19 protein-coding genes are annotated in these 21,817 nt (G+C 71.0%); 8 read left to right on the top strand and 11 right to left on the bottom strand.

The genetic code is table 11. The features are described 5' to 3' along the window. Positions 1-125: 125 nt before the first annotated feature. A complete protein-coding gene (locus tag ACFSKW_RS38890; RefSeq protein ID WP_379578656.1) occupies positions 126-638 on the bottom strand; it encodes a P-loop nucleotide/nucleoside kinase family protein in 513 nt (170 codons plus the stop codon). A gap of 456 nt (positions 639-1,094) precedes the next feature. Between ACFSKW_RS38890 and ACFSKW_RS38895 the strand changes: the two genes are divergently transcribed. Beyond that, the gene (locus tag ACFSKW_RS38895) at positions 1,095-1,958 is read left to right on the top strand and encodes a phosphotransferase (protein ID WP_379578658.1); all 864 of its coding nucleotides are present in this window, start codon (positions 1,095-1,097) and stop codon (positions 1,956-1,958) included. A 59-nt stretch (positions 1,959-2,017) separates the two neighbouring features. Continuing rightward, positions 2,018-2,293 (top strand): TFIIB-type zinc ribbon-containing protein, encoded by a 276-nt coding sequence (locus tag ACFSKW_RS38900; RefSeq protein WP_358143616.1) that lies wholly within the window; start codon positions 2,018-2,020, stop codon positions 2,291-2,293. Between the two features lie 288 nt (positions 2,294-2,581). On the opposite strand, the gene ACFSKW_RS38905 is transcribed toward ACFSKW_RS38900, so the two are convergent. From ACFSKW_RS38905 to ACFSKW_RS38915, 3 genes are all read right to left on the bottom strand, one after another. After that, a complete protein-coding gene (locus tag ACFSKW_RS38905; RefSeq protein WP_379578660.1) occupies positions 2,582-3,508 on the bottom strand; it encodes a hypothetical protein in 927 nt (308 codons plus the stop codon). 37 nt (positions 3,509-3,545) lie between these two features. After that, positions 3,546-5,117: an ABC-F family ATP-binding cassette domain-containing protein gene (locus tag ACFSKW_RS38910; protein ID WP_379578662.1), complete on the bottom strand. Its 1,572-nt coding sequence runs from the start codon at positions 5,115-5,117 to the stop codon at positions 3,546-3,548. Positions 5,118-5,248: 131 nt separating this feature from the next. After that, a complete protein-coding gene (locus tag ACFSKW_RS38915) occupies positions 5,249-5,824 on the bottom strand; it encodes a CGNR zinc finger domain-containing protein (RefSeq protein WP_379578664.1) in 576 nt (191 codons plus the stop codon). 25 nt (positions 5,825-5,849) lie between these two features. Here ACFSKW_RS38915 and ACFSKW_RS38920 point away from each other — a divergent pair, with 25 nt between their 5' ends. Both ACFSKW_RS38920 and ACFSKW_RS38925 read left to right on the top strand, forming a co-directional pair. Further along, a complete protein-coding gene (locus ACFSKW_RS38920) occupies positions 5,850-5,996 on the top strand; it encodes a hypothetical protein (RefSeq protein ID WP_379578666.1) in 147 nt (48 codons plus the stop codon). Between the two features lie 115 nt (positions 5,997-6,111). Continuing rightward, positions 6,112-7,878: an AMP-dependent synthetase/ligase gene (locus ACFSKW_RS38925; RefSeq protein WP_379578668.1), complete on the top strand. Its 1,767-nt coding sequence runs from the start codon at positions 6,112-6,114 to the stop codon at positions 7,876-7,878. Between the two features lie 115 nt (positions 7,879-7,993). Here the strand turns inward: ACFSKW_RS38925 and ACFSKW_RS38930 are convergent, their stop codons facing one another. The 3 genes from ACFSKW_RS38930 to ACFSKW_RS38940 form a co-directional block, all read right to left on the bottom strand. Continuing rightward, positions 7,994-9,397, bottom strand: a complete 1,404-nt coding sequence (locus tag ACFSKW_RS38930) for a bifunctional phosphatase PAP2/diacylglycerol kinase family protein (protein WP_379578669.1) — start codon at positions 9,395-9,397, stop codon at positions 7,994-7,996. A gap of 185 nt (positions 9,398-9,582) precedes the next feature. Then, positions 9,583-10,641: an acyltransferase family protein gene (locus tag ACFSKW_RS38935; protein WP_379578671.1), complete on the bottom strand. Its 1,059-nt coding sequence runs from the start codon at positions 10,639-10,641 to the stop codon at positions 9,583-9,585. Beyond that, positions 10,638-11,264, bottom strand: a complete 627-nt coding sequence (locus ACFSKW_RS38940) for a TetR/AcrR family transcriptional regulator (protein ID WP_379578672.1) — start codon at positions 11,262-11,264, stop codon at positions 10,638-10,640. The genes ACFSKW_RS38935 and ACFSKW_RS38940 overlap by 4 nt, the downstream gene beginning before the upstream one ends. A 116-nt stretch (positions 11,265-11,380) precedes the next feature. On the opposite strand from ACFSKW_RS38940, the gene ACFSKW_RS38945 reads away from it, so the two are divergent. Genes ACFSKW_RS38945 through ACFSKW_RS38960 form a run of 4 tightly spaced genes read left to right on the top strand, consistent with a single transcriptional unit; the run spans position 11,381 to position 14,910 of the window. Then, entirely contained in the window at positions 11,381-12,004 is a 624-nt protein-coding gene (locus ACFSKW_RS38945; RefSeq protein WP_379578674.1) for a TetR/AcrR family transcriptional regulator, read from the top strand. 2 nt (positions 12,005-12,006) lie between these two features. Beyond that, entirely contained in the window at positions 12,007-12,420 is a 414-nt protein-coding gene (locus tag ACFSKW_RS38950) for an acyl-CoA thioesterase (protein ID WP_379578676.1), read from the top strand. Further along, a complete protein-coding gene (locus ACFSKW_RS38955; protein ID WP_379578678.1) occupies positions 12,417-12,803 on the top strand; it encodes a hypothetical protein in 387 nt (128 codons plus the stop codon). The genes ACFSKW_RS38950 and ACFSKW_RS38955 overlap by 4 nt, the downstream gene beginning before the upstream one ends. 49 nt (positions 12,804-12,852) lie before the next feature. After that, a complete protein-coding gene (locus ACFSKW_RS38960) occupies positions 12,853-14,910 on the top strand; it encodes a CehA/McbA family metallohydrolase (protein WP_379578680.1) in 2,058 nt (685 codons plus the stop codon). A gap of 93 nt (positions 14,911-15,003) precedes the next feature. On the opposite strand, the gene meaB is transcribed toward ACFSKW_RS38960, so the two are convergent. The 4 genes from meaB to ACFSKW_RS38980 all read right to left on the bottom strand — a co-directional run bounded on the left by meaB (position 15,004) and on the right by ACFSKW_RS38980 (position 21,741). Then, positions 15,004-15,972: a methylmalonyl Co-A mutase-associated GTPase MeaB gene (gene meaB, locus ACFSKW_RS38965; RefSeq protein ID WP_379578682.1), complete on the bottom strand. Its 969-nt coding sequence runs from the start codon at positions 15,970-15,972 to the stop codon at positions 15,004-15,006. A 40-nt stretch (positions 15,973-16,012) separates the two neighbouring features. Next, positions 16,013-18,139 (bottom strand): methylmalonyl-CoA mutase, encoded by a 2,127-nt coding sequence (gene scpA / locus ACFSKW_RS38970; RefSeq protein ID WP_379578683.1) that lies wholly within the window; start codon positions 18,137-18,139, stop codon positions 16,013-16,015. Next, entirely contained in the window at positions 18,136-19,806 is a 1,671-nt protein-coding gene (locus ACFSKW_RS38975) for a methylmalonyl-CoA mutase family protein (RefSeq protein ID WP_379578685.1), read from the bottom strand. The genes scpA and ACFSKW_RS38975 overlap by 4 nt, the downstream gene beginning before the upstream one ends. A gap of 69 nt (positions 19,807-19,875) precedes the next feature. After that, on the bottom strand, positions 19,876-21,741 hold the full coding sequence (locus tag ACFSKW_RS38980) for a peptidoglycan-binding protein (protein ID WP_379578687.1): 1,866 nt from the start codon (positions 21,739-21,741) through the stop codon (positions 19,876-19,878). Positions 21,742-21,817 lie beyond the last annotated feature (76 nt).

The following is a 21,817-nucleotide window of genomic DNA, read 5'->3' on the forward strand; positions in this document are numbered from 1 at the left end:
TCGCCGACTGGGTGGGACTGGTGAACTCTATGTACGACTCCGCCAACCGTCAAATCAACGCACCGGCGTACCGGAAAATCCGTCATGACCTCACAGAACGCGCGTCACCACTGCGCGGGCGCAATTCAGCGGCCGGTTCCGGGGGCAGGCGGATCTGCATGGTCGTCGAACAGGGCGAGTTCTCCGGCGTCCGGAGCCTCGAACAGCGCGGCGTACCGGGTCATGAGTTCGCGGGTGATGGGAGCGGTGTGCGCGGCGCCCTCGGCGGTACGGGCCTCCACCCTGCGACACAGCTCCTCGAAGGGGACATCCAGGTAGTGGAGCTCGACCCCCACGCCAAGAGCCTGGGCGGCGAGCCGCTTCTCGTCCCGCTCGCCGCGCGTCCAGAAGCCGTACTCGAGGATCACGCTCTGATCGAGAGCCAGCAGCTCCCGCGCGTGCCGCCAGAGCTGTCGTTCGAGCAGGTCGCGCGCCTGCTCATCGAAGAGGTCGATGCCGAGCCCCGCCATCCACTCGTCGGGGCACAGCCGTACGGCGGGCAGGTCCGCGGCCAGCCGCCTGGCGAGAGTGGTCTTCCCCGCACCCGGCAGACCGCAGAGGAGGATCAGCCGTCCAGGCCGGTCCTTCGACTGGTGCACGCGTCCTCCGCTCACTCGCCCGCCGCCCGATCGCGGGCGTCTCCCGCTGACCGCCCGAACGAGGGCATCCCTCCCGCCGACCGCCCCGGTCGATCGCAGCCACCACCGGCCTCCGCCCGAACGAGGGCATCCCTCCCGCCGGCCGCCCCGGTCGATCGCAGGCACCACCGGCCTTAGCCCGATCGTGGGGCACTCGCCTCTCGACGGCCACCCCGATCGCAGGCGCCACCCGCCGCCCCGGTCGCGGGGTTCTCCCAGGAACCTCCGTTCACCGGCCGGAGCGACGCCGCCCCAGAGCACGTGAGCAGCCGATTCCCCCACCCCCGTCAGTGAGGGCCCGCGGTGAGGGGCGGCCCGTGCACCCTCGAGCGCCGTCGGCTGGGAACGTCGTGGCGAGCCTCTCAGGGATCCAGGCGGAGGGACCACCCAATAAACGGTGGCTCGTAGGCTTTGCGGGTGGATCTCGAGGGTGAGCTGTCGCGAATGGCCGGCGAGTACGGCGGGGCCGGGGAGCCGACCCGGCATGAGACGAGGAGCGACGTCGTCGTCGTCCGGCGCGGTGAGGTCGTGGTCAAGGCGCATTCGGCCAGGGATGAGCAGGCTCCCCTGCGGCTGAGGCTCAAAGCCTCGGCGTCTGCCGCGTTGACGGGGGTGATGCTGCCCCCGCTGGACCGTGAAGTGCGGACGGTATGTGGAAGATCGGTGACCGTATGGCCCGCCGGTACGCCGGTCGGGCGCGACGACCCTGACGCCGCTCCATGGGAGGAGGGCGCGCGGCTGCTTGCGCGGCTGCATGCCGTACCGCTGACCATGGTGCCGCCGCTGCCCGAGGCCGGTGGGCCGGAGCGGATGGCGCGGGCGGTCACCGGCATGCCGGGAGACGGAGCGGCTCAGCGAGTGGTACGGCAGGCGTTCGCGGCGCTGCCCGAACCCGAGCCCGTTCCCCGGCTGCTCACCCACGGCGACTGGCATCTGGGACAGCTCGTGCACCGCTCCGATCGATGGCTGCTGATCGACGTGGACGACCTCGGAGTCGGCGACCCGGCGTGGGACCTGGCCAGGCCTGCGGCGTGGTTCGCCGCGGGCCTGCTCGACGCGGACACCTGGGGCCGGTTTCTGAACGCCTACCTGGCTTCCGGCGGGCCGGCGCTCGATCCTCACGACCCATGGGCACGGCTGGACATCCCGGCCAGAGCGGTCACCGTGCAGCTCGCCGCTGTGGCCGTCGGCCATGCGCACAGGGAAGACCGGGAACTGGACGAGGTAGAACAATCGTTGGTCCAGTCGTGCGGCAGGATTGTCGGCCTCAAACAAGGCTGACATAGTGGCGCACGCAAGACAGAGTTACATCCCGCCAAAGGGCAAGGAGATCAAGCCAGATGCAGTGCCCCAAGTGCCGCGGCAATATGCGGACATATGAGCGCAACGGGGTCCACATCGAGCAGTGCGAGAACTGCCGAGGGATCTTCCTGGACTACGGCGAGCTGGAGACGCTGACTCGCATGGAGTCCCAGTACCACACCCCGCCCGCCGCGCCTCCGCCCCCCGCGCACGGGGCCCCGGCGTGGGGCGCCCCCGCCCCGCACTACGGTGGCGGGCACTACGGCCACCGGCGCAGGCACGACAGCTTCCTCGGGATGCTGTTCTCCTCCTGACCTCGATGGGGCAGGGCCGCGACCTCGTTCCGCGAGGGCCGCGGCCCTTCCGCATTTCCACGACCCGATGGACCGGACACGTTCCGCCGAGCCGATGGCGTGAAGACGCTCCGGCCGACGGCGCGGACACGTCGCCCCCCGCCCGCGACGCGGACACGTTTCCGCAGGCCGACAGCACGGGCTCCGCGGACCAATGGTGCGGACACGTTTCCACGGGCCCACAGTGCGGACACGTTTCCGCGGGCCGATGGTGCGGACACGGAAGGCGGACACGCAGAGGTCAGGCGGTCAGCCAGGGAAGGAGCCGGGGTCGACTTCGGTCGTGGGAGCGTTTCCGCCGGTGACCGAGTGGAGCGTCACGCGCCAGTCGTGCCACCGGATCTGCGTCGCCGTGTAGGTCGTCCTGAACCGCACCGGCTTCTCGAACCGCTCGAAGCTGCACGACCGGGTGAACGCCTTCCCGTCCCAGTCCACCCCGTGCGTGAAGAAGATCTCGTACGTTCCGTCCCGCACGCCTTTCACCTTGAACGTCGACTGCTTCCGCACGAAGACGGTGAACGCCTTGCCCTTCCCGCGCAGCACGGTCACCACCGCGTCTCTCGACCCGCCGTTGTCGATCAGCAGGGAGCTGCGGCCGTTGAGCCGCTCCGAGCGCAGGAACCGCCCGTTGGCCGGCCGCCGGGTCTGCTTCTTGCCCGCCTTGACCGGCACCACGTCGGCCGGGTAGTCGCCGAGCGCCTTCAACGACCTTCCCGCCTGGTCCATGGCCTGCAGCTTGTCCGCCACGTCGCTGAAGACGCCACCTGCCGTGCAGATGTCCCTTCCCCCCACCTTGCCGAGTGTCATTCCCAGCTCGGTGGTGAAGTTCTGGAGGCTGGCCACGTACGTCTCGTGCTGGACTCTGGCCTCGACGGGCGGTGCGAGTGCGGACAGGGCGTCGGCGGCGCCGCGGAGGGTCTCTTCGGCACGTTCCATACGATCATTGAGCGTCTTGATCGTTTTGGCGGAGGACACCGAGGCGAGAGCTTCGCGCACCTTCGCGCGCTGCTCGCTCAGCGCGTCGCGGTAGGCGTCGGCCGTGAGGGCGGGCGCGCTGCTCGTGGATGTCGCGACTCCCGGGGAGGTCTCCGCGGGCCCCTGAGCGGTGGCGGTGCACGCGGTCAGGGTGAGCATCGCCAGGCCGAGCGCGCAGGAGATCAACCGGGGGGCAACCATCTGCCACACTATCGCCCGGCTGATCCCCTGCCGTCAATTACGATTCGGTCAGACCGCTGTCCCGATCCTGCTGGAGCCATCGGGTGATCCCGAGCCCCCGAAGGAACGGAAGATCGTGGCTGGCCACGATCAGCGCGCCCTGGTAGGCGGCCAGCGCCTGCGACAGCTGCTCGACGCTCTTCAGGTCGAGGTTGTTGGTCGGCTCGTCCAACAGGAGCAGCTGTGGCGGCGGGTCGGCCGACAGAAGCGCCGCCAGCGCCGCCCTGAACCGTTCGCCGCCCGACAGCGTGCCGACCGGCTGCTCGGCCCGCGCGCCCCTGAAGAGGAAGCGCGCGAGGCGCGCGCGCACCTCGTTGACCGAGGCGCCCGGTGCGTGCGCGCGCACGTTGTCGACCACGCTGAGCCTCCCGTCCAGGATGTCGAGCCGCTGCGGAAGGTAGCCGACCGGAACCTGCGCCCCCGCCGCCATGATGGCCTCGAGCAGGGTGGTCTTGCCGGACCCGTTCGGGCCGAGCAGCGCGATCCTTTCCGGCCCGCGCACCTCCAGACGTCCGACGGAGCCTTCGGTACGGCTCGCCGTATCGAAGGACAGGACGACGCGCCCCGCGGGGACCGCGGTCTCCGGCAGGGAGATGCGGATCCCGGTGTCGTCACGCACGGCCTGCGCGGCCTCGTTCAGCCGCTCGCGTGCCTGCTCCAGCTTCTCCTCGTGCATGATGCGGTGCTTGCCCGCCGATACCTGGGCCTCGCGCTTGCGCGCCTGCATGATGATCTTCGGTTCGCGCTTGCGCGCGTACATCTTGTCGGCGTAGCGCTCCCTCCGGGCGAGCTTGACTCTGGCCTCGACGAGTTCGCGCCTCTGCTTGCGCAGGTCGGCCTCGGCGACCCTGACCATCCGCTCTGCGGCCTCCTGCTCGGCCGCGAGCATCCGCTCGTAGTCGGTCAGGTTGCCGCCGTAGACGCGCACGGCGCCGTCGCGCAGCTCGGCGACCTGGTCGACCAGGTCGAGCAGGTGCCTGTCGTGGCTGACGACCACCAGCACTCCCGGCCAGGCGGAGACGGCCGCGTGGAGCCGCTGCCGCGCGTCGAGGTCGAGGTTGTTGGTGGGCTCGTCGAGCAGCAGCACGTCGGGCCGGTGGAGGAACTGGGCGGCCAGCCCCACCATGACGGTCTCACCGCCGGACAGCGTCGCGACCGTGCGGTCCAGTCCGACGTGGCCGAGGCCGAGCGTCGACAGCTGGGCGACCGCCCGTTCCTCCACGTCCCAGTCGTCGCCGACGGCGGTGAAGTGCTCCTCCCGCACGTCGCCCGCCTCGATGGCGTGCAGCGCGGCCCTGGTCGCGCTGATGCCGAGCAGGTCGGAGACCGTGAGCTCACCGCGCAACGGCAGGTTCTGCGGCAGGTGGCCGACCTGCCCCGCGACGCTGACCGAGCCGGACCGGGGGCGCAACTCCCCCGCGATGATCTTGAGCAGGGTGGACTTGCCCGACCCGTTGGCGCCGATCAGGCCGGTGCGCCCGGCCGGGAAGGCGGCGTCGAGCCCGTCGAGCACTCGGGTGCCGTCGGGCCAGGTGTAGGAGACATGGTCGATCACTACGGAAAATGACATAGAGGAGCTCCCGTCAGAAAGTCGAATTTCATGACTTGGCGGGAACCACCGCGAAGACGCCCGAGGTCCAGGTGCGCACGTGCCCACGACAGGGCGAGACGGCGCGGTGCCCGCGACCTCAGAACTCCACGTCAACAGCCTCCACGGCTTGGTGATGCGACCGGGTCACCGTACCCGGGCTCACGATCCTGCGCAAGGGTTCGCGCCCGATGCGCCGCGACGTTGACGCGGTTGGCGCACGCCAGCGAGCAGAACCTGCGCCGCCCGTTGCGTGAGGTGTCGACGTAGACGGTCCGGCAGCCGTTTCTGTCGCAGCGACCGAGGCGGCGGCCGTCCGAGAAGCAGATGGCCATGGCGAGCCCGCCCGCCGTGGTGTCCTTGGCCCGCGCGACGATGTCGGCGCCGAGGGCGAAGAAGTGCAGGTGCGGCCTGCGGCCGTCGTGCGCGCTGATGTACGGGGTGGCCGCCGTGATCGCCAGCAGGTCGTTGACGAGGGCGATCTGGGCGTCCTGGTCCGTCTCGCCGAAGACGGGGTCGAGCCTTCTCGCCCACCTGCCGAGCTCGTCGGCCTGGTCGGGCGTGAGGTCGGCGCGCAGCATCTCGTTCCTGGTCAGCAGCGGGGTGATCGCCTCGGGGGTGAAGACGGAGGCGTTGACCAGGTCCGCCGACAGAGCGGCGCCGTTGCCGCCGTAAGCGTTGAAATGCATAAGGGCATTACATCAGGTTGGAGGCATGCATTCCATGACGCTCATCTCGTCCCACGTGACGTCGGATGGCGTGATCTCCTACCTGCGTTGCGAGTGCGGCGCGTGGGAGGTGCGCACGGCCGATCACGAGAACGTCGCGACCACTCCGGCCCAACGGGTGATCACCGTGTGAAGATCGTGACCACTGGTGAGGGAACCGCCGAAGGTAACTGATCCTGACCATCGACTGACACACCGCATTCGGCCTAGAGTGCGCACCAAGTCGTCCCCCTCACCGGAGGTCAGGAATGTCCAGCATTCCCGCTCTGTTGCGCGATCGGATCAAGGCCACCCCCGACGCCGAGGCCTATCGTCACCCAGCGGGCACCGGATGGGAATCGCTCACATGGGCTCAGGTGGGCGAGCGGGTGCGCCCGCTGGCGCTGGGCCTGGCCGAACTCGGCGCCTCCGCCGAGGCCAGGGTGTCCATCCTCTGCTCGACGAGGCTGGAGTGGGTGCTCACCGACCTGGCCGTGCTGTCCACGGGGGCGGCCACCACGACGATCTACCCCTCCAACACCGCCGCCGAGTGCGCGTACGTCATCAACGACTCCGGCAGCACGCTGGTCATCGCGGAGAACGACGACCAGGTCGCGAAGCTGGCCTCCGTCCGCAAGGACCTGCCCGGCGTCCGCCACGTCGTCGTCATCGACGGCACCGCGAGCGAGGACGGCTGGGTCGTCCCGATCGACCAGGTCCGCGCCGAAGGCGACTACGACGCCATGATCGACGTGATCAAGCCGGAGGATCTGGCCACGCTCATCTACACCTCGGGCACCACCGGCAGACCCAAGGGCGTGGAGCTGACCCACGACAACTGGCTGTACGCCGCGGACGCCGTCCGCAAGATCGATCTGATCGGCCCCGACGACCTGCACTTCCTGTGGCTGCCGCTGTCGCACTCGTTCGGCAAGCTCCTCGAGGTCGTGATGATCGACATCGGCGTGCCGACGGCGATCGACGGCCGCCTCGACAAGATCGCCGAGAACCTGGGCGAGCTGAGGCCGACGTTCATGGCCGCCGCGCCGCGCATCTTCGAGAAGATCCACAACACGGTCGCCGCGACGGTCATACGCGAGGGCGGCGCGAAACTACGGATCTTCAACTGGGCCAAGAGGACGGGCATCAGGGTCAGCAGGGCCCGCCAGCGTGGCGCCGCGCTCCCGCTGACCACGCGCCTGGAGTACGCGCTGGCCGACCGCCTGGTGTTCGCCAAGCTCAGGGGACGCTTCGGCGGGCGCATCCGCTACTTCATCTCGGGTGCCGCCCCTCTCTCCCAGGACGTCGCCGAGTTCTTCGACGGCGCGGGGCTGACGATCCTCGAGGGGTACGGTCTGACCGAGTCGTCGGCGGGCAGCTTCCTCACCAGGCCGGACAGCGTCCGCCTGGGGACGGTCGGGCCGCCGCTGCCCGGCACCGAGGTCCGCATCGCCGAGGACGGCGAGATCCTCATCGGCGGGCGCGGCATCATGCGCGGCTACCACGGGCTCGCGGAGGAGACCGCCGAGACGCTCGAGGACGGCTGGCTGCACACCGGCGACATCGGTGAACTCGACGAGGCGGGGCGGTTGCGCATCACCGACAGGAAGAAGGAGCTGATCAAGACCTCGGGCGGGAAGTACGTGGCGCCCACCTACCTCGAGGGCCGCATCAAGGCGGCGTGCCCGTACCTGTCGCACGTGTTCGTGCACGGGGACAAGCGCAACTTCTGCACCGCGCTGGTGACGCTGGACATGGAGGTCGTACGGCCGTGGGCCGCGGCGGAGGGGCTGCCTGACGACCCTGAGAAGCTGCGCGAGCACCCGCGGATGCGGGAGGAGGTCGGCAGGGCGGTCAAGCAGGTCAACGAGGGGTTGGCGAGCTACGAGACCATCAAGGAGTTCGCGATCCTGGCCAACGACTTCACGGTGGAGACCGGGGAGCTGACCCCCAGCCTGAAGATCAAGCGGAAGGTGGTCGAGGAGCACTACGGGCAGACGCTGGACGCGTTCTACACCAACGCCAACGTCGTCTGACCTGCCGGACGTTCTCGGAGCAGGCTTCCGCCGCCCTCCGGCCTCCCGTGCGCGGGAGGTCTTCGGCGGGGAGCCGTGCTTCGCCGGATGGGCGGCGCTGCCGGCGGGGTTCGGGTCAGCGGAAGACGTGGAGGGAGCGGGGGCGCTTGGCGAACGTGAGCGGCCCGCGGGCGGTGACCGTCTCGCCGTCGCGGGCCAGCCGTACCGCCCCGGAGGGCGTCTCCACGCGCACGGTGTCCGCCTGCCACTGCCGGTAGTGCCGTGACAGCCCGAGCCGTCCGCCCACCGCGCTCCCGAACGCCCGTACCCTGGGCAGCCGCCGGGCCGCGGTCATCAGCCTGACGTCGAGCAGCCCGTCCTCGAGTCTGGCCCGCCGCCCGAGACCCGGGCCGCGCGAGCCGTACCGGCAGTTGCCCACGAACAGCCACCACGCCCGGTACGGCACGCCGTCCACGACCACGTCGACGGGCTCGACGTCGCGGCGGAGCACCTCGGCCAGGCCCCACAGCAGCGCGGGCCACTTGCCGATCCGCTTCTGCCTGGCCTCCGTGCGCCCGGCGAGCGACGGGTAGATGCCGAGGCCGGCGTTGTTGACGAAGACCCCGCCGGCGACCTCGCCCACGTCGACGGCGGCCAGCTCGCCCGCCCGGTAGGCGGCGACTGCCTCCTCCACGTCGGCGATGCCGAGTTCGGCGGCGAAGGGGTCGAGCGCACCGGCGGGGACGACCAGCAGCGGCTTGCCGTGGTCGAGGGCGGCCTGGGCGCCGCGGTTGACGGTTCCGTCGCCGCCCGCGACGGCGAGCGCCTTGCCTCCTGCGTTGTCGATGGCGGCGAGCGGGACGAACTCCGCCCTGGGGAAGGCCTTGCGGAGCGTCTCCTCCAGCTCGTCCGCGGCGGGGTCGACGGCGACGGCGAGCCCTTCGCCCGAGGGGTCGACGTCGAAGGCGGGGGCGGTGGCCGAGGCGCGCGCCCTGCCCGCTTCGGCCGCCTCCGGCCAGATGCGGCGGGTGATGAGCCCGGCGGCGACGCCGATGGCCGCGCCCGCGAGCACGTCGCCCGGGTAGTGCACGCCCGTGTAGACACGGGAGAAGCAGACGGCCGCCGCCAGCGCCGACACAGGGACGGCGACCGCTGCGGGGGCTTCGAGCGCGACGGCCGTGGCGAAGGCCGCGGCCGAGGCGGAGTGGCCCGAGGGGAACGACGCCGACAGCGGCGTCTTGAGCAGCCTGGCCAGCGGCAGCGCGTCGGAGACCGGGCGCTTGCGGCCGAAGGCCTGCTTGCCCGCCAGGTTGACCAGAGGGCTAGCGAGGCTGACCGCGAGCAGCCCCCTGGTCGCGGCTCTGCGCAGGCGTCTCCTGCCGCTCAGCGCGAACGTTCCCGCGACGCCGGCCCACAGCAGCGCGTTGTCGGCGGCTCTGGACAGCGGCGGCAGGACGCGTTCGAAGCCCGGCAGCCTGGCCTGCGCGACGGCGGCGTACAGGTGCTTGTCGAGGCGGTGCAGCCGTGATCGGAGTCGCATGTGTATCTCCTGCCCACGTTCGTGCGTTTTCAGCGTCACCCGGTGCCGCCCCTGGGCCACGGCGCGGCCCGGGCGCGCGGCGGGCCGGCCGGATTCGCGTGCCGCGCCACACCACGATGGGGCGATGGGTTCACAGGTGAGGGTACGGCCCCGGCACCGCGACGCTCAGGGATGCCCCATGCCGCTCAAAGGATCCTCTTGGCGCCGGGCAGCGAGCGCGTCAAGGAGGCGAGGCCCCAGCACAGCGGCAGCGCGAGCGCGGAGACGACCGCGAACGTGACGATGGCGGCTACGTGCAGCCAGGCGAAGGCGTAGGCGAGGCCGACCAGCACGACGGGGTGGATGATGTAGACGGTGTAGGCGTGCTCGGACAGGAACCTGCCGCGCGCCCCCTGCGCGTTGAAGCGCTCGCGGAACAGCACCAGCAGGCCGATGATGACACCGACAGCGAACACCGCCTCCCATGTGGCCTGCGCGAGGTCGGCGACGGCTCCGCCGGACATGAAGCGCACGGGGAGCAGCACCAGCGTCCCCAGCCCCGCGGCGGCGAAACCGAGTCTGCCCGCCCGCCTCGACAGCGTGGCGAACCAGCCACGCCGGTGGGCGAGCACGCCGATCGCGAACATGCTGGCGTACTGCGGCAGGTGGGACGGCGTGGGCAGGCCGAGGACCGGGACGTAGAGGCCGATGGGCACGACCAGGCGCCAGGCGAAGGTGACGGCGGCGAGCGCGAGCGTGTAGGCGGCGATCGGCGCCGCTCCTGGCGCCTGCTCGGGGCCCGACCTGGGGATCCGGCCGTAGCGGCGGATGACGGCGTAGACGGCCGCGAAGACCAGCAGGACCTCCACGAACCACATCGGACCCGGGTCCCACGACCCGATGTAGAACATCCAGTACGGCATGTCGAAGTCCTGGTAGACGCCGATCATGGCCAGGGGGCGGAGTAGCAGGAGGAAGACGATCAGCGGGACGCCCAGCCGTACCAGCCGGTCGCGCATGAACGCGCCGCCGCCCTTGCGGTCGTAGGAGCCGGGGGTGAAGAAGCCGGAGATGAGAAAGAAGAAGCCCATGAAGAACGCCTGGTCGAACATGACCAGGACGTCGAGCGCCACTCCGGAGGGGTCCTTCGCCGGCTCGAAGACGTACCAGGCGTGGATGGTGCCGTAGGTGAGGGCCATGTGGTGCAGGATCACGAGGACCGTGAGGACCACGCGCAGGTTGTCGACGTAGGCGAGCCTTCTCACTGCGGCCCCTTCGTGGCGCGGACGAAGATCTCGGCCAGTTCCCTGGCGTGGGCGTCGAGGTCGTGCTCGGGGTGGACCGACCAGTAGGCGAACATGTTGTCCACCGCGGCCGAGTGGGTGATCGCCATGACCCGCGGGTCGAACTCCCTGAACTCGCCCGTGGAGTGGCCGAAGCGGTAGATCCGCTCCAGCGACTGGTAGAGCTCCTCGTTGGCGGCGATGCCGTATCTCGGGGAGCCGTCGGGGAGCCGGAGATTGGTGAAGATCTCGCCCAGGGCCTTCAGCTGGGTGCGGTGCTCGCGCATGTGCTCGGCGACGGTGAGGATCTGGGTGCGCAGCAGTTCGGTGGCGGTGGTCTTGTCCTCCATTCTGGCCAGGACGAATTCGGCGATGTCGGAGTAGACGTGGTTCACGACCTCCTCCATCAGGTCGTCCTTGCCGGAGAAGTGGTAGGAGATGACGCCCTTGCTGATGCCGGCGTGCTTGGCGATGAGGGCGAGCGAGGCTTTGGCGAATCCCACCTCGGCGATCACCTCGATGGCCGCGGCCATGATCTGGGCTCTTCTGGCCTTCTCGATGAACGATCGCGGCTTCTGGCCGGTTGCCTCATTTTCTGACCGCATGGCCAAAATCTAGCACAGTCGACCAATGTCGCACTCCGCGCCGCCCCGCGCGGTGGCCGTGCGATCGGGAAAACAATCTTAACGACCGATCGGTCTTATTGTGCTACCGTGAAGCCATGACTGACGGCAGGAAGGCGCGCGGGCAGCGCAGCAGAGAGGCCATCCTCGAAAGCGCCGTGGCGCTGGCCTCGGTCGACGGTCTCGGCGGGCTGACGCTCGGCCGTCTCGCCGAGGTCGCAGGAGTCAGCAAGTCCGGCTTCTTCGCCCACTGGCGCGACAAGGAGCAGCTGCAGCTCGACGCCGTCGAGTGGGCGAGGCGGCAATGGGTGGAGCACGTCGTCACCCCCGCCCTCGCCGTGCCCAAGGGTGTGCGCAGGGTCCTGGCCCTGCACGAGGCCAGACTCGCCTTCTACGAGAAGGGCGTCCTGCCCGGCGGCTGCTTCTTCTTCGTCGCCCAGGTCGAGTTCGACGACCGTCCCGGCCCTGTCAAGGACAGGGTGGCCGAGGCGATGAACGACTGGCTCGGCTACCTGGAGAAGTCCGTCCAGGAGGCCGTCGACAGGGGCGAGCTGCGGGCCGACCCCGCCCAGCTCGCCTACGAGATCGAGGCGCTCGGCGAGGCCGCCGTCACCCACTCCCGCCTGCGCGACGGGCCGCGGGCCTTCGGCCATGCCCGCAGGGCGGTCCTGGACCGCCTGCGGGCCCTCTCCCCCGATCCATCGCTCCTCCCGGAGGATTGACCTTGTCCCACACCCGTCCCGTCCAGGTCCACTTCGACGACCTCGACGCCATGGGCCTGCTGCACAACGCCCGCTACTCCGTGCTCGTCGAGCGGGCCATCACCGCGTTCTGGACCGAGCTCGGCTGGAACTTCGACCCCGCCCACTCCCGCTTCAAGGACGTCTTCCTCGCCGTGCGCGAGTTCAGCATCACCTACCACGTGCCGATCATGGGCGTGGGCGAGCCGCTGGTGCACTTCTGGATGGAGCGGATGGGCAACACCAGCGGTGTCTACGGCTTCCGCGTCCTGTCCCCCGACGGGCAGACCGTCCACGCCGAGGGTCGCAGGGTGAACGTCAACCTCGACCCCGCGACGCTGCGGCCCACCCCCTTCAGCCCGGAGATCCGCGACGCGGCGAAGGTGCTCGCCGCGTGATCAGGAGCCGGTGGATCCCCGGCCCTGAGCCGAGGGGCACGGGGGCCGTCGTCGTCAGTCTCACCGACTTCCGCCTGCACAGGGCCGCGCACCTGCCGCGGGCCGCCCGTACCGGATGGCGGCTGGGCAGGCTGTGGCCTGAGCTGGACGGCGCGGTCGGGCTGTGGCTGTGGGCCGAGCCGTGGGCGCGCCGCATCGGCTCGGTGTCGGTGTGGCGCTCGGAGGCCGACCTCAGGGCGTTCGTCCGGTTGCCCGCCCACGTGGAGATCATGCGCGCGTACCGGAGCAGGGGCGCGCTGGTCTCCGCCACGTGGACGAGCGAGGCGAGCGACCTCTGGGAAGAAGCCTGGTCCCACGTGGTGGAGGATTCCGCATCCGCGTAGTGACAAATGCCGCCCCACGGAATCAGGCGCGTCGCCGCACCGTGCCAGGATGACGGCACGCGAGGCGGGAGAGGCCATGTGCGATGATCCGATGCTGCCGGCGACGGTCGCGGCCGCGCTGCGAGAGTACGGCGGGCTGCTCGGCGAGCACGGCATCACCTGGGGTGAGCCGGAGATCCACTACGTCAAGCTGTTCAAGGTCAGGGCGGTGCTGCCGCCCGAGCTGATGGACCGCTTCTGGGGGCTGGCCTTCACCCGGCTGGCCGAGCGGCACCCCGGCGCGTCGTCCATGGAGCTCGGCGCCCGCCTGCGCGAGCCCGACTACGACGTGCTCCTGCGCGACACGCTGGAGGGGCGGCTGCCCGGCTCGCTGGCCGCGCTCAGGATCGCCGATGAGGGGGTGCGCCTGGAATGCACCCCACGCCCCGTCCTCGGCCCGCCGCCGAAGGTGCCGCTGCTGATCGACTCGTGGCGCGACGGTCCCGTGGCGGTGGAGGTCGACGGGGTGCGGCGCGAGCTGCGCGGGGCGGGCGCGTGGCTCGCCGAGGTCGCGGCGGGCAGCGAGCTGACCGTCGACGGCATTCCGGTGAGCCTGTCGCGGCTGGCCAGGACCGTGCCGTCGGCCAGGCTCAGGCTGAGCGCCGGGTTCCCCTGCCGGTGGAGCGTGTTCGGCGCCGACGGCCACGGCTGGTTCCCCGACGGCGCGCCACACCGCCACGACTTCCACGGCCTGCCGTACTTCCACGGCGACGACCTGGTGCTGGACGTGCCCGCCGACACGCTCACGGTCACCGTCACCAGGGGCATGGAGTACGGCGAGGCGCTGACCGCCGTCACCCTCGCCCCCGGCGAGGAGCGGACGGTACGGCTGACACCGCGCAGGGTCCACGACGCGGCCGCGCGCGGCTGGTATGGCGGCGACATGCACGTGCACCTCAACTGGGCGGGCGATCGCGTCGCCGCTCCCGCCGACGCCGCGGCCGTCCAGCTCGGCGAGGACCTGCACGTGCTGAACCTGCTGGCGGGCAACGTGTCGGGCGCGCGCGTCTACGACAGGGAGGCGCTCGACCACTGGGCGGGAGCCGACCTGCCGTGGTCGGACGGCACGCACGTGGCCAGGATGGGCGTGGAGTACCGCAACGACCTGCTCGGCCATGTCTACGCCTTCGCCCCCGCCAAGCCGCCCGAACGCTTCCACACCGGGTTCGAGGGCGAGGCCGACTGGCCGCCCAACGCCGACGCGCTGCGCGAGCTGCGCCAGTCGGGGGCGCTGCTCGGCTACAGCCACCCGTTCGGCCTGCCGCTGGCCGAGGACGACCCGCCCCGGCGCCTGGTGCGTCCGGTGGCGCGCAACTGCTCGGCCCGCGAGCTGGTCGTGGACGCCGCGCTGGGCCTGGTCGACAGCCTCGACGTGCTCACCCACGCCCACATCGGCGCCACCGCGATCGTGTACCGGCGGCTGCTCGGGGCGGGCAACCGCCTGGCCGTCAGCGCGGGGACCGACACCATGCTGTCCTTCACCCACCTGGACCGCCAGTCGAGCCCGCCGGGGTGGGCGCGGGTGTACGCCAGGGTGGAGGGCGCGCTCAGCGCCGCCTCCTTCGCCGACGCGGTACGGCGCGGCAGGACGTTCGCCACGACGGGGCCGTGGCTGGAGCTGTCGGTCGACGGGCAGGAGCCGGGCGCCGTGCTGGACCTGGCGCTCGGATCGGAGGTGGGCGTCACCGCGCGGGTCGTCGGCGCCGAGGTGTCGGAGCTGCGCCTGCGCACGGCGGACGGGGTGCTGGCGGTGTCGGAGGGCCAGTCCCTGACCGCCTCGCTGCGGGTCTCGTCGCCGACCTACGTGCTCGCGGAGGCGGTCGGGGGGCCGTGCCCGCGCTCGATGACGGGGGAGACGTACGCGCTGACCAGCCCGGTGTACGTGGAGGTGGAGGGAGCGGGCGTGGCCAGGCACGAGGACGTGCGGTGGTGCCTGGACTGGCTGGACGCGCTGGAGGAGCTGCTGCGCGAGCACGCCGTCCTGCGCACGCCCGAACAACTCGGCGACCACCTGGGACTGCTGGAACGAGCCCGCGAGGTCTACCGGGCCCGCCTCCGCGCGACCTGACCACCAGGCCACCGCCTCCCTGCCCCCGTGCCCTGCCACCGTGCGGTCCGGCCCGCGGCGGATCCGCGCCCGCGCATCGGCGGCCGTGGGCGGTCAGAGACGCTTGAAGACCGACAGCAGGCGTTCGGCCGCCAGCGACGGTGTCAGGGTCCCTTCGAGGACCTCCCGCTCGACCTCGGCCGTGATCGCCGCCACCGACGGGTTGCCGCGCAGCTCGGAAAGCAGCCGATCGCGCACGAGCGTCCACGTCCACTGCACCTGCTGGCGGCGCCGCTTGGCCGCCAGGTCGATCCGGCCCTGGTGGGCCATGACCTGCCCCCACACCTCGTCGAGCCCGCCGCCGGTCAGCCCACTGCACGTCAGGACGGGTGGCGGCGGCCCCTCGGAGCGGAGCATGCGCAGCGCGCCCGCCAGCTCACGGGCCGCCTTCCTGGCCGCGAGCTCGAACTCCCCGTCCGCCTTGTTGATCGCGATGACGTCGGCGAGCTCCAGCACACCCTTCTTGATCCCCTGCAGCTGGTCGCCCGTCCTGGCGAGGCTGAGCAGCAGGAAGGTGTCGACCATGTCGGCCACGGCGGTCTCCGACTGCCCGACGCCGACGGTCTCGACGAGCACGGTGTCGTAGCCCGCGGCCTCGACGACGACCATCGCCTCCCTGGTGGCCTTGGTGACGCCGCCGAGCGTGCCGGAGGTCGGAGAGGGCCTGATGAAGGCCTGCGGGTCGGCCGACAGGCGGGACATGCGGGTCTTGTCGCCGAGGATGCTGCCGCCCGTCCGCGTCGACGACGGGTCCACGGCCAGCACCGCCACCCTGTGGCCCTGCTCGGTGAGGCGGGTGCCGAGCGCGTCGATGAACGTCGACTTGCCGACGCCCGGCACGCCCGAGATGCCGACCCTGCGGGCGTGACCGGCCAGCGGGGTGAGCTCGACCAGCAGCCGCTGGGCCAGCTCGACGTGGTCGGCCCTGGTGGACTCGACGAGGGTGATCGCGCGGGCGATCCAGGCGCGGGAGCCCGACTTCACACCGTGGACGTAGTCGTCGAGCGTCCTCACCCGCGCCACCCGCCCGGCCTCCTGTGCCCGGGGCGCGAGCCGTGGAGCATCAGTGGCCCAACCGCGAGGACAGCTCGCGCACCAGGTCGAGGGCGGCGTCGGCGATCACCGTGCCGGGCGGGAAGATCGCGGAGGCGCCCGCCGCCCGCAGCTCGTCGAAGTCGCCCGGCGGGATCACGCCGCCGACCACGATCATGATGTCGTCCGCGCCCAGGGCGGCCAGCGCCTCCCGCAGCGCGGGGACGAGCGTGAGGTGGCCGGCGGCGAGCGTGGAGACGCCGACGACGTGCACGTCGGCCTCCACCGCCTGCCGCGCCACCTCCTCGGGCGTCTGGAACAGCGGGCCGACGTCCACGTCGAATCCGAGGTCGGCGAAGGCGGTGGCGATCACCTTCTGTCCGCGGTCGTGCCCGTCCTGACCCATCTTCGCCACCAGGATGCGCGGCCGCCGCCCTTCGGCGACGGCGAAGTCGGCGCATGCCTGCCGTACCAGCTCGATGCCCTTCACCGGACCCGCCTCGTCGCGATACACCCCGGAGATGGTGCGGATCTGCCCCGCGTGCCGTCCGAACACCTTCTCCAGCGCGTCGGAGATCTCGCCGACGGTCGCCTTGGCGCGGGCGGCCTCGACCGCGAGCGCGAGGAGGTTGTCGCCGCCCGCCGCGCCCTTGGTGAGGTTCTCCAGAGCCTGCCGTACGGCCTCGCCGTCCCTGTCGGCCCGCAGGCGGCGCAGCTTGTCGAGCTGCTGCGCCCGCACCGCGCTGTTGTCGACCTTGAGCACCTCGATCGGCTCGTCGGCCTGGGGCCGGTACTTGTTGACGCCGATGACGGGCTGCCTGCCTGAGTCGATGCGCGCCTGGGTGCGGGCGGCGGCCTCCTCGATGCGCAGCTTGGGCAGCCCCGCGTCGATCGCGCGGGCCATGCCGCCCGCCGCCTCGACCTCCTCGATGTGCTGCCACGCCTTCTCCGCGAGGTCGTGGGTGAGGCGCTCGACGTAGTAGGAGCCGCCCCACGGGTCGATGACGCGCGTGGTGCCCGACTCCTGCTGCAGCAACAACTGCGTGTTGCGGGCGATGCGGGCGGAGAAGTCGGTGGGCAGCGCGAGCGCCTCGTCGAGGGCGTTGGTGTGCAGCGACTGGGTGTGGCCCTGCGTGGCGGCCATGGCCTCGACGCAGGTGCGGGCGACGTTGTTGTAGACGTCCTGGGCGGTGAGGGACCAGCCGGAGGTCTGGGAGTGGGTCCTGAGCGAGAGCGACTTGGGGTTCTCGGCCCCGAAACCCGACACCAGCCTGGACCACAGCAGGCGGGCGGCCCGCAGCTTGGCGACCTCCATGAAGAAGTTCATGCCGACGCACCAGAAGAACGACAGCCTGGGCGCGAACGCGTCGATGTCGAGCCCCGCCGCCATGCCCGCCCGCAGGTACTCCACGCCGTCGGCGAGCGTGTAGGCCAGCTCCAGGTCGCAGGTGGCCCCCGCCTCCTGGATGTGGTAGCCGGAGATCGAGATGGAGTTGAACTTCGGCATGTGCGTGCTGGTGTAGGCGAAGATGTCGGAGATGATCCGCATCGACGGCCCCGGCGGGTAGATGTAGGTGTTGCGGACCATGAACTCCTTGAGGATGTCGTTCTGGATGGTCCCCGTCAGCCGCTCGGAGGCGACCCCCTGTTCCTCGGCGGCCACGATGTAGAGCGCGAGGATCGGCAGCACGGCGCCGTTCATGGTCATCGACACCGACATCCTGTCGAGGGGGATGCCCTCGAACAGCTGCCGCATGTCGTAGATGGAGTCGATGGCGACGCCCGCCATGCCGACATCGCCCGCCACGCGTGGGTGGTCGGAGTCGTAGCCGCGGTGCGTGGCCAGGTCGAAGGCGACGGACAGGCCCTTCTGCCCTGCCGCGAGGTTGCGGCGGTAGAAGGCGTTGGACTCCTCGGCGGTGGAGAAGCCGGCGTACTGCCTGATCGTCCACGGCTGGTTCACGTACATCGTCGGATAGGGCCCGCGCAGATACGGCACCGCGCCCGGGTAGGTCCGCAGGAAGTCGAGCCCTTCGACGTCGTCCGCCGTGTAGACCGGCTTGACGGCGATGCCCTCAGGCGTCTCCCACGGCTCGCCCTCGGCGCCGCCGCCGGATCCCACGGGCGCCAGCGGGATGTTCGTGAAGTCCGGGATCATCGAACCACTCCCAGGTCGTCGAAGGTCGTGCGGAGGACGTCCAGCGCGTCGCATCCGGCGTACAGGGTCGCGTCCACGCCCTCGTGGGATCCCTTCCCCGCCAGCCAGATCCTTCTCGCCCCCGCCCGTCTGAGCGCCTGCGCGACGGCGGTGGCGTGCTCGCCGTACAGCTTGTCGGTCGAGCACAGGCACGCGACGGCGGCGCCGCAGTCGGTGAAGGCCCGTGCGATCTCCTCGGGGTCGGTGCTCGGCCCCGAGGAGACGGTCTCCAGGCCGCCGGCGTGGAAGAGGTTGGCCGCGAAGGAGGCCCTGGCGGTGTGCGCGGCCACGGGACCGATCGTGGCGAGGAAGACCCTGGGCCGCTCGGGCTGGGCGTCGGCGAGGTCGCGCAGCTCCTCGTAGGGCCGCGCGTACCGGACCCCGCCGCTCCTGGCCCCCTCGCTCCTGGCCGGGGACGGCCGCAGGGGGCGCTCACGCGGGTCGGGGAACTCGCTCACGCCCGTGATCGGGAAGCGCCGGTGCGCGACGTCGTCGTCCCTGCGCGCCCTCGTCTGCGCGATCCGCGCGGTCACCAGCTCACCGGCATCCTGGACGCCGCCGGCCGCCTCGATCTCCTGGAACCACGCCCAGGCCCTGGCGGCCAGGTCGGCGGTGCGCCGCTCGACGTACCACGATCCGCCCGCGGGGTCGGCGACCCGTCCCACGCCCGACTCCTCCAGCAGCAGGACCTGCGTGTTCCGCGCGATCCGCCTGGCGAAGGCGTCGGGCGCGCCCACGGCGGCGTCGAAGGGCAGCACGGTCACCGCGTCGGCGCCGCCGACGCCCGCGGCGAAGCACGCCAGCGTGGTCCGCAGCATGTTCACGTACGGGTCGCGCGCCGTCATCATCGCGGAGCTGGTCACCGCGTGCTGGAGCTGGACGCCCTGCCCGCCGCAGACCTCGGCCACCCGCGCCCACAGCAGTCGCGCCGCCCGGAGCTTCGCGATCGTCGCGAACTGGTCGGCGGTGGCCGCGTAGCGGAACTCCAGCTGGCCCAGGGCGGCCTCCACGGGCAGCCCCGCCGCGGTCAGCGCCCGCAGGTGCGCCACCCCCACCGCCAGCGAGCAGCCGAGCTCCTGCGCGTCGCTCCCGCCCGCGTCGTGGTACGGCAGACCGTCCACGACGATGGCCCGCAACCCCGGATGCTCGGCCGCGCACCGCAGGGCCAGCTCGACGGCGTCGCCGCCGAGCCCGGCGCCCAGGTTGCCCCTGACGGAGGCGCCGAGCCCGAGCAGGACGTCGGCCGCCTCGGCGGTGCGCTCCCCAGCCTCCAGCACGACGGGCGCCAGGTCGAGGTGGACGCCGTCGAGCGTGCGCGCCAGGTCCTCCACGGGGACCGCCAGCCACAGCGAGGTGACCCCGCTCTCCAGGTCGGCCAGCACCGCCTCGTTGTCGGGTACGGCATGCCGCTGCCGTACGTCCCAGCCCCGGTGCGGGGCGCGGGGGGCGCGCAGCTCGGGCAGGTCGCCCGCGTCGTAGAGAGGCGCTATCCGCACACCGTCATAGGTGTCGGTGCCCAGAGCGGCTTCGGGCGAGTCCGACTCCACGCCCGACTTGCGCAGCACGCCCAGCGCGAGGGCCCGCCAGTCGTCCCGGGTCGTCGACGGAAAGTCCGCGGCGAGTCTCATGCCTTGGATGGTAGGCGCACCCGCTCCAGAACATTGATCCGGGGGCGGGTATCCGCGGCTCGTGACGGGTCAGGGCAGCGGCGCTTCCCAGGTGAGCCGCCAGGTCGTGGGGCCGACGACGCCGTCGTCGGGGATGTTCTGGTTGCGCTGGAAGCGGCGGCACACGTCGCGCGAGTCGGATCCGTAGGCGCCGTCGACGTCGAGGGTCCAGCCGCGCTTCTTCATCTGCCGCTGCCAGGTGCGCACGTCCTCGCCGCGCATCACGGGCGGGAACCTCAGCAGCCGCCCGGGGAAGGCGGGGGCCTGCGGAGGCGTCGGCGGCTCCTGCCCGCCGGGCCTGGGCGCGCCGCGCCTGACCCAGCCGTAGAGCGAGTCGCCGGGGCAGTCGGTGTTGAAGCCGTCGCGGTGGCCTTTGATCTCGCGCCCCGCCATGCCCTCGTCGCGCAGGTGCTGGATCGCGTCGAGGATGGCGTGCAGCACGCCGTCGGGCGGCTGGATCAGCCCGGCGTTGCCCACCAGGCCGAGCACCGCGTAGTGGCCCGAGTTGAGCCCCGCCCCGTTGGCCGCGGGCAGATGGTGCGCCCCCCGACCCTCGAACACCTTGCGATGCGGGCACCCGATGTAGGTGTTGCCGGTGAAGTAGACGGTGCCGTTGCGGCGCGCCAGCCAGCTCTGGTTCTCCGTACGTGGGCACCAGATTTCCCCGGTGTACGTCTCGCGCGTGACAGCGAATGTCGACTGGCGCAACGCGGCGGGACGGGGGCTGAAATGGTGCAGACGCCCCAGTTTGACCTGCCACATCTCGCTGGAGCAGCTTGTGGTTGGAGGCCTCACGCGCAAGGACGCCGCCTTGCCTGAAAGGATCACGGCGAACATGAACGCTTCGGCTGCGGCCCGGCTCTTCTGCGCCAGAATCTCCTCGCCCGCGTTGTCCGCGGCCAGGGAAGACTCGATGAAGAGGGACAACTGCGCCCGGGTGAGGGAGAGCAGGAACTCATGGCTCGGCACCCTGTCAGGCGCGACCTCCAGCAGGCGCCGTCCTGCGTCCGCGGAGAGATGGAACTCCGCCAGATGCCGGTTGACGCACTCGCGCCATCGGGGATTCCCGTCGGTACGTGCGCCGACGCGAGGGAACTCCTCGACCGGTGGGCCGAACGTGGCCGTCAGCGCGGCTCTGATGCGCGCGACGTAGCCGGGATTGGTTTCCATTGACTGGTACAGGGCCACGCTGGTGGCCCGGCGCCCGTCTCGAAGCCTCTTGATATGCCCTTCCGTCCAGAACCACGCGACGAGTTCGACGAAGGCGTCGGACCATTTCGGCTCCACCGGCAGGTCTCCGCACGGAGCGGCGATCGGGATCCGGTCCCAATAGCCGAGTGTCTCTGTCGTCGCCCAGAGCCGCTCATGTGTCGTCAGTGCGCGAGGAGCCTTGCCCGTCGGCAGCCACTTCCCGTCTTGGCCCTTCTGCCGTGTGGTGCCGGTGCGCCTACGGAAACGCTCCACCGGCCAACGGTGCTGCGGAGTGGTGAGCGAGGAATGACTGACGCCCTCCATCCGGATCATCTCTCGTTCTCTGGACGGAAAGACGCACACCTCGAGGATCGGCTGCCACTGCGAGACGCCGAGCTCATGGTTGAGGGTGAGAGCGAGATCTCCGACGTCAAGCTCCTTGTAGGACTTCCAGCCCACCTGAGTGAGGATTTCCGTCTCTTCGTCCACGCAGTAGCCGATGTCGATCCAGCCGTTGGAGTCCATGTGGAAGTTCTGGATGGACTGCACCAGCGCCACGCACTTGGCATGGTCGCGCACGATGCCCGGATCGACCCTGCCGCCCGTGTAGTGGACCTTGACTCCCCTGGTGGAGTCGAGCTGGGTGTAGCTGCCGCGCGGGGAACGGGCGCGCCAGTCACGGCGCGAGACAAGATCGATGGCCACGACGATCTCCCGGGTGAGGATGGTGACAACCGAGCGTAACGCGGGGTGTACGGACAGATCCCGGAAATGTCGATTA

The sequence above is a fragment of the Nonomuraea mangrovi genome (assembly GCF_042681425.1).
Classification (GTDB): Bacteria; Actinomycetota; Actinomycetes; order Streptosporangiales; family Streptosporangiaceae; genus Nonomuraea; species Nonomuraea mangrovi.